This window comes from Halalkalibacter hemicellulosilyticusJCM 9152, from assembly GCF_000513115.1.
Taxonomy (GTDB): Bacteria; Bacillota; Bacilli; order Bacillales; family Bacillaceae_D; genus Halalkalibacter; species Halalkalibacter hemicellulosilyticus.
This window is the reverse complement of sequence record NZ_BAUU01000001.1, coordinates 45,176-58,133: the sequence shown is the minus strand read 5'-3', so window position 1 is coordinate 58,133 and position 12,958 is coordinate 45,176. Positions and strand designations below refer to the sequence as shown.

General features: G+C 37.6%; 16 protein-coding genes. All 16 read right to left on the bottom strand.

What is annotated here, in order from left to right; all coding sequences use genetic code 11:
- Positions 1–2: 2 nt before the first annotated feature.
- The gene (locus JCM9152_RS00320) at positions 3–749 is read right to left on the bottom strand and encodes an ABC transporter ATP-binding protein (RefSeq protein ID WP_035339680.1); all 747 of its coding nucleotides are present in this window, start codon (positions 747–749) and stop codon (positions 3–5) included.
- Positions 736–1,563, bottom strand: coding sequence for a staphylopine uptake ABC transporter ATP-binding protein CntD (cntD, locus tag JCM9152_RS00315; RefSeq protein ID WP_035339678.1), 828 nt, complete (start codon positions 1,561–1,563; stop codon positions 736–738). The genes JCM9152_RS00320 and cntD overlap by 14 nt, the downstream gene beginning before the upstream one ends.
- Positions 1,564–2,460 (bottom strand): staphylopine uptake ABC transporter permease subunit CntC, encoded by an 897-nt coding sequence (gene cntC, locus JCM9152_RS00310; RefSeq protein ID WP_035339676.1) that lies wholly within the window; start codon positions 2,458–2,460, stop codon positions 1,564–1,566.
- Positions 2,461–3,393: a nickel/cobalt ABC transporter permease gene (gene opp1B, locus JCM9152_RS00305; protein WP_035339674.1), complete on the bottom strand. Its 933-nt coding sequence runs from the start codon at positions 3,391–3,393 to the stop codon at positions 2,461–2,463.
- Between the two features lie 21 nt (positions 3,394–3,414).
- A complete protein-coding gene (cntA, locus tag JCM9152_RS00300) occupies positions 3,415–5,025 on the bottom strand; it encodes a staphylopine-dependent metal ABC transporter substrate-binding lipoprotein (RefSeq protein WP_439644185.1) in 1,611 nt (536 codons plus the stop codon).
- A 56-nt stretch (positions 5,026–5,081) separates the two neighbouring features.
- A complete protein-coding gene (locus JCM9152_RS00295) occupies positions 5,082–6,377 on the bottom strand; it encodes an opine metallophore biosynthesis dehydrogenase (RefSeq protein WP_035339671.1) in 1,296 nt (431 codons plus the stop codon).
- 14 nt (positions 6,378–6,391) lie between these two features.
- Complete coding sequence (locus JCM9152_RS00290) at positions 6,392–7,207, bottom strand: class I SAM-dependent methyltransferase (RefSeq protein ID WP_035339670.1); 816 nt, start codon at positions 7,205–7,207, stop codon at positions 6,392–6,394.
- A gap of 27 nt (positions 7,208–7,234) precedes the next feature.
- Positions 7,235–8,068 carry a histidine racemase CntK family protein gene (locus JCM9152_RS00285; protein WP_035339668.1) on the bottom strand — a complete coding sequence of 278 codons (834 nt, stop codon included), beginning with the start codon at positions 8,066–8,068 and terminating at the stop codon, positions 7,235–7,237.
- Positions 8,069–8,326: 258 nt separating this feature from the next.
- Complete coding sequence (gene csaA, locus JCM9152_RS00280; protein WP_035339666.1) at positions 8,327–8,656, bottom strand: chaperone CsaA; 330 nt, start codon at positions 8,654–8,656, stop codon at positions 8,327–8,329.
- 45 nt (positions 8,657–8,701) lie between these two features.
- Entirely contained in the window at positions 8,702–8,929 is a 228-nt protein-coding gene (locus JCM9152_RS00275; RefSeq protein ID WP_035339664.1) for a hypothetical protein, read from the bottom strand.
- A 1-nt stretch (position 8,930) separates the two neighbouring features.
- Complete coding sequence (locus tag JCM9152_RS22925; protein WP_201768780.1) at positions 8,931–9,164, bottom strand: hypothetical protein; 234 nt, start codon at positions 9,162–9,164, stop codon at positions 8,931–8,933.
- The gene (locus tag JCM9152_RS00270) at positions 9,152–9,637 is read right to left on the bottom strand and encodes an ABC transporter permease (RefSeq protein WP_201768779.1); all 486 of its coding nucleotides are present in this window, start codon (positions 9,635–9,637) and stop codon (positions 9,152–9,154) included. The genes JCM9152_RS22925 and JCM9152_RS00270 overlap by 13 nt, the downstream gene beginning before the upstream one ends.
- Positions 9,634–10,365, bottom strand: coding sequence for an ATP-binding cassette domain-containing protein (locus tag JCM9152_RS00265; RefSeq protein ID WP_035339662.1), 732 nt, complete (start codon positions 10,363–10,365; stop codon positions 9,634–9,636). Before JCM9152_RS00265 ends, JCM9152_RS00270 begins: the two co-directional genes overlap by 4 nt.
- Positions 10,362–11,021 carry a TetR/AcrR family transcriptional regulator gene (locus tag JCM9152_RS00260; RefSeq protein ID WP_035339660.1) on the bottom strand — a complete coding sequence of 220 codons (660 nt, stop codon included), beginning with the start codon at positions 11,019–11,021 and terminating at the stop codon, positions 10,362–10,364. Before JCM9152_RS00260 ends, JCM9152_RS00265 begins: the two co-directional genes overlap by 4 nt.
- 207 nt (positions 11,022–11,228) lie before the next feature.
- Positions 11,229–12,020: an ABC transporter permease gene (locus tag JCM9152_RS00255; RefSeq protein ID WP_035339658.1), complete on the bottom strand. Its 792-nt coding sequence runs from the start codon at positions 12,018–12,020 to the stop codon at positions 11,229–11,231.
- Positions 12,013–12,942 carry an ABC transporter ATP-binding protein gene (locus tag JCM9152_RS00250; RefSeq protein ID WP_035339657.1) on the bottom strand — a complete coding sequence of 310 codons (930 nt, stop codon included), beginning with the start codon at positions 12,940–12,942 and terminating at the stop codon, positions 12,013–12,015. The genes JCM9152_RS00255 and JCM9152_RS00250 overlap by 8 nt, the downstream gene beginning before the upstream one ends.
- Positions 12,943–12,958 lie beyond the last annotated feature (16 nt).

Here is a 12,958-nt window from a genome sequence, read left to right as displayed (position 1 = left end):
TATTAAAATGTAATAAGTGCCCTTAACAACCTTCTCGCATATTCGGATTGAACATTGTTCAATTCCTCAACCTTCACAACTTCTTCAACTTGACCATCCTTAAAAATCATCACTCGATCACATATGTAAGCCGCCGCTTGAAGATCATGAGTGATAAAAATGTAGCTCATATTGTAGACTTCCTTTAACTCCTTCAATAAATCAAGCACTTGTGTTTGCACAGAAACATCCAACGAGCTAATCGCCTCATCTAATAAAAGACACTTCGGCTCGGTTGAGACTGCCCTTGCAATACAAACTCTTTGCGCTTCTCCCCCTGATAGCTCATGAGGGTATTTACTTTTATAGGATGGATCTAGCCCGACTTGGAATAACAGGTGGTCCACCTTCAAATCAAGGTCTCTTTTGTTTTTAAAATGTGGAATAAGAGATTCTTTTATAGCATCATAGACAGTAAAGAACGGGTTAATAGACGATTTATAGTCTTGAAATACAGCACTGATCGCCCCTCTTCTCACCCTTCTATCATTTACATCCTTTCCGTGAAATAAGACAGTTCCACGGTCAGGCTTTTCAATTCCAACTAATAAACGCCCTAATGTCGACTTACCACTACCACTTTCGCCAATGATTCCTAAACACTCTCCATCCATACATTCAAAGCTAATCCCCTTTAGCACATGTTGCTTTCCCTTTGAAAACAAGCCGCCATTTTTATAGAATTTCTCAACATGGTCAACTTTCAGCAACTTTAGCCTCTCCTCCCATAATTTGCTCGAAGTGTTTGCTTAATGCTAATCTAGTTCCTATTAAATGTTTCGTATAATCATGCTGCGGCTCAGAGAAGATCGCTTCTGTTTTCCCTTTTTCAATAACTCTTCCATCCTTCATAACGAGAACATCATCCGCTATTTTTCGAACAATACCTAAATCATGAGAGACAAAGATCATAGACGTACGCATTCTCTTCCGTAATTGAATGAGTTGCTCTACCACTTCAAATTGTGAGATCGTATCTAATGCTGTCGTCGGTTCATCAGCAATAATGATGTCCGGTTCTAACACAATAGCAAGAGCAATCATGATTCGCTGTAGCATCCCTCCTGATAATTGATGAGGATATTTGTTCAAGATTTCAATTGGATGCTTCAATCTCACACTTTCCATTGCCTTCTGCATCTTGCCTATCATCTCATCGTTAGACATATTAAAGTGCTCAGTCAATGTTTCCTTTATATGAACACCAATCGTACACGTTGGGTCAAAAGCACTCATCCCATTTTGTAAAATCATGCAAATGCTTTTACCTCTTATCTTTCTCATGTCTCTTTCAGCAAGGTCGTTTAGTTGCCTTCCTTTATACTTAATCTGACCTGAATGAAATAGCGAAGCTTTATTCAATTTCATTATCGCTCTACAAGTGACTGACTTTCCACTTCCACTTTCACCGACAATAGCTAGACATTTCCCTTCCTTTAAATGAAAGGAACTATTATGCACAATGACCTTTCCCGTATGGGCATCCCATACCTTAAGGTTCGAAACATCTAATAGATTACCCATTTAGTTAGCCACCCCTTTCCCTTGAACATTTATTTCTGAGAGTGCTTCCTTCTTGTGCTGATGATCGTTTGATTTCATCAGCTTAGGATCTAATGCAACTTGCAGAGCATCGGACAAGAAATTGAAAGCTGATACAACAAGCATGATCGCCAGCCCAGGTGCTATCATTAACTCTGGCCTTGTGAACATGACGTCCCTTGCCTCATTTAACATCATGCCCCATTCAGCGTTCGGCGCTTGTATCCCTAATCCTAAAAAAGAAAAACCTGATATTTGTAAGATCATCGAGCCAATCGCACCACTAGAAATAACCGCAATGTCTGCAAAGCTAACCGGTAGTGTATGCTTATACATAATTCTGATAGGACTCATCCCGACTGCCTTCGAGTATTTTACATAGTCTAAATCAACATATTGCATAACCGATGTACGGATAATTCGCGCAAACCACGCCCACTTAATGAGTACAAAGGCAATTAATATGTTCTCTAGACCGACTCCTAGAATTCCGATAATCGCTAGAGCCATAACATATCCAGGAAATGAAAGCATCGTGTCACACAATCTCATAATAATTGCATCGACTTTCCCTTTAAAATAGCCTGCTATAAAGCCTAACACCATGCCTATCAAGACAGAAATCACTAATGCAGCTAAGACTGCTAACACACTCGGACGTATCCCATAAATCAACCTAGATAACACGCACCTACCTAAATGGTCATTTCCTAATAAGTACGTCCATGACATTGGAGCGTATCGAAGGCTCATATTGACTTCATTCGGGTCATGCGGCGCAACAATTGGCGCCAATATTCCTGCACCAATCACACCTACAAGTAAAATAAGAGATATTGTCGCTATCCTATCTTTACTAATATTCTTCAGCACATTCATTTAAAGATCATTCCTTAGCTTCGGATTCATTGCGGCATTAATAATGTCAGACAACGTATTAAACAAAACAAAAGCAACCGCTAATATAAGGACATATGCTTGAATAATAGGAAGATCTCTACTCAAAATCGAACGAACACTAAGACTCCCTAATCCAGGCCAAGCAAAAACATTTTCAATTACGACCGTGCTCCCTAAAATAATGGGGATCGCCATACAGAAAATAGAGACTGCAACTTGTAATGAATTTCGTACGATATGCTTAATGACCTTCCTCTCCGTCCATCCGCATGCCCTACCGTATAACACGTAATCTTCATTTAAGTTAGCGAGCATCGAGCTTCGTACTACGCGAAAATAAATACCCGCATAGCTAATCACGATAATGACAACAGGTAGAATATAGCTTTTGAACGATTCCATTCCGTAGGTCGGCAATAAATCTAGCTTTACGGAGAAATACCATATCATCAGTGAAGCCAACCAATAAGAAGGCATCGCCGTTAGAAGAAAGGAAAGCCCTCGTACTGATTTATCTACTGCTTTCCCTTCCTGTAAGGCACATATCACACCTACTACAATCGAAATGAAGATAATTGCAACTGAGGAGACAAGGGTGAGCTTGAATGTATTAAGAAACGCCGGACCAATTAAAGGCCAAACAGACTGGCCTGTTACATAGGAATAACCAAAATCAAGCTTTAAACAAGCGATGACCCAATCGATATAACGTATAAAAAATGGTTGATCCATCCCTAATTCTTCCTTTGTCTGGGCAATTAACTCCTCGGTTATCTTCGGAACCCCTTGAGCCTGTAACACTACTTCAGCTGGATCTAAGGGTGAGAGGTTAATTAAAATAAACGTTAAAAATGAAATAACGAGCAGTAACGGAATCGTCATCACAATTTTCTTAATGATGTAGCTCCCCATTTAAATTCTCCTTTTCATCAATCACTCAAACCTCATTTGCTCAAACGGCAGTTCAAATTGTGTTTGTCTAAATGAAATATCTACCAGTTCGTTCGGCGCAACTACTGTCATACTTCCATTTGAAATCGGGATAAAGACTGCTTCTTCATGAACAATTGTTAAAATGTCTGCATATAAGGCACTTCTCTCATCCTCATCCATCGTAACCATTACTTCGTCAATCTTCTCGTATAGCTCATCTACTTGCTCAATTCCACTTGTCGTGTGCATATACGCGTTTTCGGATTTAAAAGCAGATATTGTACTTTGCGGATCATAGGCTAATCCCCATGTTTGGTTGAATAATAAGTCATAATCACCCGTTGTTCGTCTGTTTGCAATAGACGTTGATTCCTCACCTAAGATGTCTAATTGAATGCCTACGTCCTTTAACGTACTCTGAATAAATTCAGCTTGTGTTTTTTGCGACGGCGAATTGACATCATAATACAACAGCATCTCTAATTCCTGTCCATCCTTCGTTCTAACGTCAGCGTTACCATCCAATAACCAACCTGCGTCCTCTAGAATTTCCTTTGCTCTTTCAACATCGTAGCCTCGCTCTTTCAATTCAACATCTGCGTAATGAATATTAGAAGAAAACAATGTATGAGCTACCGTTTCCGTATCGCTAAAAATATCCTTAGCAATGGTTTCGCGATCAATCGCATACCAAATCGCTTCCCGAACGGCCGATTCGCTAACAGGATTATCAACTCTACTACTATTAGCGACAATCATTTTCGTATTCATCGGTTTACTTCTAGTAAGCTGATAATCTCCTGCTGCCACTAATTGCTCCATTGCTTCTACATCAATACTGTCTGCACCACGATCATCTGTAAAAACGAAATTAACCTCTCCTTTTTGTAATGCTAAAAAGGTTGTCTCACCGGCAGGTAGAACTTGTGAGGTAATCGTCTGAATATGCGGTGCACCTCCCCAATAATTCTCATTCGCCTCAAAAATGGCATACTCATCCGTTTTATGCCCTGAAAGCATATAAGGCCCTGTCCCATTGTAGCCATCTACACCATCCTTCGTTCCACCATTAATAAAGTCATTAGGTGACGTAAAGACATAAGGTCTTGTCATCGATAATTCAACGAGAGTCGGATAATACGCTTCTGATAATGTTATTTCAATCGTATATTCGTCTATCACTTCACATTGTTCGATCTTTGTCGATAATTGAATCCAAGAATGGGTCTCGGCATTTTCCTGTATCGCTTCAATGTTCTGTTTAACAGCCTCAGCATTAAATGGCTCGCCATCGTGGAACGTCACATCCTCTCTTAAATGGAACGTATACACCGTTCCATCATCAGAAATATGCCATGACTCAGCAAGCAATGGTTTAATCCCCTCTTCCGTATTTTCAACTAATGACTCAAAGATTTTCCCTTGGGCAGGCATAGAACCTGCATATAAATGAGGATTCAAGTCATTAATATCATTAGCTGCTGCATAAACTAATTCCTGTTCCTGTTCCGTTTCCTCTCCACTCGTGTTTTCTGATGCCTCTGAGCAAGCAACAAGCACCGAAACAATCATGACCATAAACAAAGCTACCTTTAATCTTTTTACTAACACGTACAATCTCCCCTTTTCATTTTAACGATCATATTATTAATCATAATGATTACGATTTAATTTACGTACTGTTCTATTTCTTGACAAATCATTTGCACATCATCACGAAATTCTTGGATAACAAATGCATTCGACAACTTTTGCTCACTATCAGCATTCGTTACTTCTTTTAGCTTAGTCTCATACGTTTCAACAAACTTATCGATGGTTGGACTACTTAACCCTAAGTATTGCGCAATGCCTTGTATGATCTTAATTCGATAGTAATCTTCCTTTGGCATTCTTGGAATATCTAGTTCCCCTTCTCGATTAACAAACATTTGGCGAATTGGAACAGCGGAAAAATCAAAATACTTTCCCTCCTTACTTGGTTTGGAAAACGGATCGATTAATAACGCCGTATACCGAATGTACAATAAATATTCCTGATGAATGACTTGTAGTTGTGGGAAGCTCTCAATATCATGTCTTGATATACTTTCTAATCTTACTGGGTAGTTATCATCAATCATAAATTTAAGGAGGTTTATTTCTTCTATTCCAATTTTGTTTAAGATATTCATAATTTCTTGCCAATGCGTGCGTAAATCGCTAATTAACTTTTGTGTGATCGGACCTTCAGGAAACAGTTTATACACATATTTCGTTACATCACTCTCTCCAAAAATAGCCTTTAGCGAAAATGGATTCATAAACAATGGTGGGTGAACGTACAAAGAAATATTTCGTGTTTCCGCCTCAATGGGTGACCCCATCTTCTCTAACGTAATCCCTACCTGCTGACATAACCGATCTAATCTATCAATCGTTTTCGTCGAGTTAGACGTTGAACCGATAAATACCTTCTTTTTTATTGCTGTTGTTAATACATGATTAGATGGATTGTCCGTCATCCAGCGGGTATCGCCAATATATGTAGAAAAACTAATCACTTCTACATTTAATTGCAAACGATGAAAAAAGCTCTTCACTAAAAAGTTCGATCCAAAGGTTGGAGAAATTAAGACGATGCATTTAACGTTCCTTACTATTTCAGTACTTATCTGCTGCAACACGTCCATATATGCATCTGTCGTGACAGCAAGAATAAGTGTATCCCATGTACCTTTAATCGTTTCATACCCACAAAATACTTGATCAATCGAACATTCACCTTGCATGTTCTCGTCTTTTTGATTTTGTATATGAGCCTGAATACGATTTTCGTTCCTTTCAAGAGCTGAAAAAAAACCTTCAGAACGGACAGAAGCTCTCCCGACAATTCCAACTTCGTCACAATAAGCATATTTTTTTAATATAACAGCTAGTTGAACCGAGGTAGGACCTGTTCCTAATAGTAAAACTCGCTCCATAATGGCCTCCTTCCTTATAAATCAAACGATTGATTACCTTTTTGATATAAGGCAATATCGAATACTTGTGTCGGTTGCAAAATTTGTTCAACCATTCTCCACTTGTTCGTGTTGACCTTTTGTAAAGGATAATTAAAAATTGACTTCAATTGATTACCAAATCTCATAGCAACAACGACATGTTCTTCCGTTAAATCATACAATTGCTCCAATATATCGTATTTGCTTGCTACAGTTGAACTGAAAATGATATGAGTTAACTCTTTTGTACAATCAAGGTTCTCAACGAACGTATTTTCCAAACGAATGCTTAAGTCAGGACCAAGCTTACTTATCACTTTTCTACCGAGATCAATCGCCTCTTCATCGATATCAATTCCAACAACCTCTGCCCCCGTCTTTTTTGCAATGAGAAGTGGAGTCATAGGAAACGCACCTGACCCAACTAACAATACTTTTGAATCAGCTGTCACTTGAAAATGACCAAATTCTTTTTCAATACAAGATTCAATATTTTTAAAGTAGTCAGCTATATCAATCTCTCCATTTTCTAATAGTCTTAATGCTCGGTATTTTTCTAGTACAGCCACACAGCGAGCTGATTGCTCCCTCAATTCATCAACAAGGGGATCTAACTCACTCCATTCTCGCTGTTCTAGCTGTTCCCATCTTTTCTTGTTGTCTTCATCGATGATAAACGAAGAATAAGTATCCAGTAAAAGCTCTAATTCTGAACTATTAAGTAACGTACGGTCATACAGACTTGCAAATTCACCAAATTTCTCTCTAAATGGTTTCAAATCATCTTGAATTTGTCCAATGGCATTCATGATTCTCACCCCTAATAAATTATGATGTTACAAATCAATAAAGGCTTTACCTTCTGCTACTATTCCAACTGAACCTTTAATGCTAAGTCCCGTGATCTTATCGTTATCAGCCGTTGCCCACACTTCCATAACCCCTCCTGGCTGCTTAACCTTCGCTTGAACTTCATCCTTTGCTTTCCACGCAAGATAAGCACCTATTGAGGCTGTCCCAGAACCACACCCCCTTTCCCATATCATGCTATCTATTTGAGGAACATAAATAAGCGGATACATTTCTTTAGTCGATGCTTGATAGAATAAAATGCCAATAACCTTTGCCCCTCCTGCTATTGCTAGCAATCTTGCAAATGATTCCGCCTTCTTTTTCATAGATTCATTGTATTCATGCAGCTCCATAACAATATGTATAAATTCGTGGTACCTCACTATCACTATCTCGCGTTGCTCTCCATCATACTCAATCGTTTTTTGTTCTATCTTTTGAGGGAGTGGCATTGTCACTTGGCAATCGTATTGATCGGCTTTTTTACGAACATGACACTTTATTAATTCCTTCGTACCGGATGCGTTTAGTACGATATCTGTCAAACCTTGTTCGTCTATGGTTTGGGTTGATGCCACGAGCGCTGCCAATGCCATACATGCATTCCCACAAAATTCACCTCCGGCCATGCTTAATGTGGCAACCGCTTCATTACTAGCTGCTTGTTCAATAAACCCTACTTGTTCAGCGTATACGCTATCGTATGCCATCATTTTTGCAGCAATAAGAGGGTGTAATTCTTTTGGATGACTCGTTTTCACTAAAATCGTCATATTTTGTGTTGGATTACATTTAAAAAATTCAACTTCCCGTCTCATCACATCCCTCTTTCCATTAATTAAATAATAATGATTACGATTATCATTAAAATTATAGCATAAAATTTGGTAGTGTCAATATATGGTGATTGGTCTTTACAACAGAGAACGACGAAACGCAAACTTTGACTCTAATGAAAATGGATGCTACACATTGCACATTTGACTCATTAACGAGCTTTTAAAATAATCAAAAAAGGCGCCCCAGACTTTATATCCTGAGACACCCTTTTCTGTGACAGATCTCTTATTATTTCTCTAAGAAATCGATGTACCGTTTTTAACAGCTTCATCTGGACGAAGAAGAACGACATCTCCTTCCTCGGGAACACCTCCAACAACTAGTACCTCCGATTTATACCCAGCAATCCGCATAGGAGGAAAGTTAACGACTGCTACTACTTGTCGTCCAACTAGTTGTTCTGGTTCGTACCTTCTTGTAATCTGAGCCGATGACTGTTTAATGCCTAGCTCTCCAAAATCAATTTCTAATTTAATCGCAGGCTTACGCGCCTCCGGGAATGGCTCAGCTCTTACAACTGTTCCAATTCTCATATCAAGCTTGTTAAAATCTTCAATTGTAATCATCTTATTCCTCCATTTTCTTTTTAAAAAAATAATTAATTTAACTAACTAAACAGTCATTAATTGAAAAATACCACTAAGCAGTGCCAAAATTCCCAGTCCCAAACAAATTGCCCCTATTATTATCATTCGTCTGCTTTTTTTCTCTGACTTTCGTATAACTACGTACAAACCAAAAAGGGAAAGCAAAATCCCGACAATTACACTTCCTATATATAGCTGTGAACTTAAACTTTCAAGTACACGGTCGATGTTTTGTTCTACCCTTTTTTCCACACTACTCTACCTCCATATGTTCAATTTTATTCATAAGTAACACTGCTACAACTGCTCCAATAATGACTACTATCATTACAGATACAAGTACGAACGTTACACTTACTGAACTAGCAACAATATTACAGAATAGAGAGGATAGAATAATAGCCGAGATCATAGTCGTTGGTATTGATTTTTTAATAAATCCTATTCCTGCCGCTATAATACTTATTGATGTAGCTAATATAGCCATGGTAACAGTATCATCAATGCCTGAAATAAGTACTCTAATGTCAGCGTTTCTTCTACCAAAGGATGGATTAACTCGGTGACGCCGAAAATAGTAAATACGATAAGATTACAAAGAACCATTGATACAATGGTAAATAGTGAAACAACTAATAGTTTAACGATAACGATTTTTTTTCGGTTAATCGGATAAGAAAAAGTTAAAATTAAGCGTTTCCCCGTATATTCATCAATCATAAAACGTGAATACATAACGGAGGCTAATATACTAAAAGCTGTCATACACACCACCCCGTACAGTGCTACAATATTACGATAACCAGCAAAAATCATTAAATCAGGGTCATTTGGTTCAATGTGTGGTGCATATGCAAACAGATAAATAAAACCTAGCATTGCAATCGAAATTAAGATACTAGCAATGATAAAGGTACGAATTTTATTTTTTCTCACTTCTAATCTCATTAAATTGATCATACACGTATCCCCTTTTTCAAAACGTTAAAGAAATACTTCTCTAATCCATCAGGGTAATGCATTTTTATCGATTTAAGATCTACCTCTTCGATTAAATGCCCCTTTTCAATGACACCAATCGTATCGGCGATATGTTCTATTTCATTTAAAATATGGCTAGACAACAAAATGGTCATATCATATTTCTGTATAAGAGCCGGAAGCAACATTCTCATATCACGAATTCCCATAGGGTCTAATCCATTAATTGGCTCATCTAACACTAAAAGCTTCGGCTTGTGTACAATCGCTCTCGCAATTCCTAAACGTTGCCTCATTCCAAAGGAAAACTGTGAAACAGGTTGGTGATTTGTATCATACAACCCGACATCTTCAAGCGCTGAAGAAATATCACCATCTTGAATACCCATATAGGATAAATGAATGCGTAAATTTGATTCAGCTGATAAATGTTCATAAAATATAGGTGTTTCAATCATACTTCCTATGTTTCTTAGTATGTTCCCTCTCTGTTTGCTACCTTCCATCCCGCAAACTTCAATCTTGCCCGTCGTAGGTGAAAGCAACCCTGTTATCATTTTGAAAACAGTTGTTTTCCCCGCCCCATTTGCGCCTAAGAAGCCATAAATAGCATTTTTTTTAACGAACATATTGCAAGATTGGATGATCCCCTTACCATTAAACGTTTTAGTCAAATTTTCAATTTTAACAGCCGCTTGGTTACTCAAGCTTCCCCACCACCTGAATACAACTTCTTCAAAAACTTCTCAGTATCTTGGACAATTGAATCGCTCATAATATCTACTCCCATTCTTTTCATCAGTAATTGTAAGAATGTCAATCGGCGATGTAATTGCTCCTCATTGCAGTCAATAATTTGAGGATCACACCAAATATTTAATAATAAAAAGAACACTTCTGCACATTCATGTGGATAATCAGTTGTTATTGACCCATCTTTATTTCCTTCCTCTATAATTTTTGCGAAAATAGGCGCACTTTTACTCACAGAATCCTTCATCATCGAGACAATAAAATCACTACTTTTTATTTGTGTACTTAGAGCTTCATCAAGAGAATGTGCTTCTTGGTCTTTTATGTCCTTTTCTAAGATGCCTGTTAATTTTTCTTTTGCTGATTGTGCGTCGATTTCATTGATCCAATCATTTACTGTTTGTTCGACATTGCTATATTTATTTTCTTTAACAGCCTCAATAATTTCTGCCTTTGATTTAAAATGATGATAAATCGCCCCCTTAGACATTCCAATGGCTTCACATATATCTCTTATACTTGTTTTTTCAAAACCTTTTTCAATAAATAGCTTAGTCGAAATAGCAATAATCTTTTCCTTTGTTTCCTCAGATTTATACTTTTGCGTCATTTTACCCCTCCTACATACCGACTGTCCGGTATTTATACTATTTCATATTTAGCTAATTATGTCAATTTTTTCTTTCATTACTTCAATAAGTTTTTGTAGAAAGATATCGATAGAGCTCAAAACAAAATAAAATTTAAAAGGGCTTATTCCGACAAGTCAAACTTACTTGTAAGAAGAAGCCCTATTACTATTTATCTAAATTATTTTTTATGCGGTTATATCACGTTTATAAAATATACACCATGCTATACTTATAAAGATACAAAAATAAATGATAATCGTTATGATCGAAAATGTCATCGTTGTTCCTTCAATATAGGAAGCACCGCCAATATACTGGCGTAGATTTAAATGAGCAAACAGAATATATTTAGCCCAATCATACTGTTGGACAGCTAGTACAACATTCGGACCGGCAAACCGTACAAAAATGGTAAGTCCAATCGCTAATGCACTACTAGTAAAAACCGTAGCGATCATAAAAGCAATTGTAATCATCATGATCATATCAACATAGACAAATGCCACGCTCGTCAACAAATGCAGAACAACACTTTCTATTATGCTACCATCCATAGCTGAGATATTTGCTTGCATAGGTGACTCAAATCCAAAAAATAACCCGCCAACTAACAGCGCAAAACCAAATGTCACCACAAGCATACTTAGAGCAAATAAAAGGGAAGAGATATATTTTGACATTAATATTTTCGTCCGACCAACTGGACGAATAAGTAGCATCTTAATCGTCCCTTTAGAAAATTCCCCAGCAATAGCCCCCGCAGCAATGATAATGGCAAATAAAACCATAATAGAAATAAAGAACTCAACATTCATATATACAAACTCCCACATTGAGGTAGGTGCTATAGCTAAGAAATGTTGTATAGTTGCCGTAACGACTACTAGGACAAGCAACAACCCTATCATAACCCGAGAACCTATACGACTATAGATCTTCATGTTTTCATTTTGTATACAAGACAATAATTTAATCAATTTGTGGACCTCCTGTTACCTCGATAAATTTATCCTCAAGCGTTTTCGACTTAACGTCTACTCCATAGATACTGATTCCACTCTCAACAAAGGATTTTACCACTTGAGGAATTTGCTGATGATCCACGTTCATTTCAATCGTATGATCACCGATGTTTTGAACTTTCCCCGCAAATAACTCCTTCAGCATTTTGATTGCTTTAGAAATTGGATTGACTGTAAAAGTAACTTGAGTATCGCCTGTTGCTTCGACTAGCTCATGAACATCTTGAATCTTAATGAGCTTACCGTGCTGAATAATGCCAATACGATCACACATTAATTCCATTTCCGCAAGCAAATGACTGGATACGAGGATCGCCAGCCCTTCTTCTTTCGTTAATTTCTTTAAATAGTGACGAAATTCTCTAATCCCTGCTGGGTCTAATCCGTTTGTTGGTTCATCCAGAATGAGTACTGACGGAGCATGCATTAAGGCTTGAGCTAACCCTAACCGTTGACGCATCCCTAATGAGTATATTTTCACTTTGTCATAGATCGCATTTTCCAAACCAACTAATTCAATCATATCCATTATCCGTTCTTCCGTAATATTGCCACTCATACGAGCAAAGTGAATTAAATTTTGATAACCCGTTAAATAATCATAAAATTCTGGGTTTTCGACAATTGCACCAACTTGAGATATCGCTTGCTCAAAATGACTAGAAACATCCCTTCCTTTTATCAATACACAGCCTTCTGTCATCGACACTAGCCCTACAAGCATACGAATTGTAGTCGTTTTCCCCGCACCATTTGGACCCAAGAAACCAAAGATTTCACCTGGATAGATGTCCAAACTAATATCGTTAACGATCCTTTTATTTCCAATCTCTTTACACAGATTTTCAATTTGTACGACTGGTTTGTTCTTATTCAATTTACGCCCTCCTCTA

What these genes read in the sequence shown, in the direction of transcription:
- cntD (WP_035339678.1), bottom strand. Translation starts at nt 1,563, where the DNA reads ATGGGTAATCTATTAGATGTTTCGAACCTTAAGGTATGGGATGCCCAT.
- cntC (WP_035339676.1), bottom strand. Translation starts at nt 2,460, where the DNA reads ATGAATGTGCTGAAGAATATTAGTAAAGATAGGATAGCGACAATATCT.
- opp1B (WP_035339674.1), bottom strand. Translation starts at nt 3,393, where the DNA reads ATGGGGAGCTACATCATTAAGAAAATTGTGATGACGATTCCGTTACTG.
- JCM9152_RS00295 (WP_035339671.1), bottom strand. Translation starts at nt 6,377, where the DNA reads ATGGAGCGAGTTTTACTATTAGGAACAGGTCCTACCTCGGTTCAACTA.
- JCM9152_RS00290 (WP_035339670.1), bottom strand. Translation starts at nt 7,207, where the DNA reads ATGAATGCCATTGGACAAATTCAAGATGATTTGAAACCATTTAGAGAG.
- JCM9152_RS00285 (WP_035339668.1), bottom strand. Translation starts at nt 8,068, where the DNA reads ATGAGACGGGAAGTTGAATTTTTTAAATGTAATCCAACACAAAATATG.
- csaA (WP_035339666.1), bottom strand. Translation starts at nt 8,656, where the DNA reads ATGATTACAATTGAAGATTTTAACAAGCTTGATATGAGAATTGGAACA.
- JCM9152_RS22925 (WP_201768780.1), bottom strand. Translation starts at nt 9,164, where the DNA reads ATGGCTATATTAGCTACATCAATAAGTATTATAGCGGCAGGAATAGGA.
- JCM9152_RS00270 (WP_201768779.1), bottom strand. Translation starts at nt 9,637, where the DNA reads ATGATCAATTTAATGAGATTAGAAGTGAGAAAAAATAAAATTCGTACC.
- JCM9152_RS00260 (WP_035339660.1), bottom strand. Translation starts at nt 11,021, where the DNA reads ATGACGCAAAAGTATAAATCTGAGGAAACAAAGGAAAAGATTATTGCT.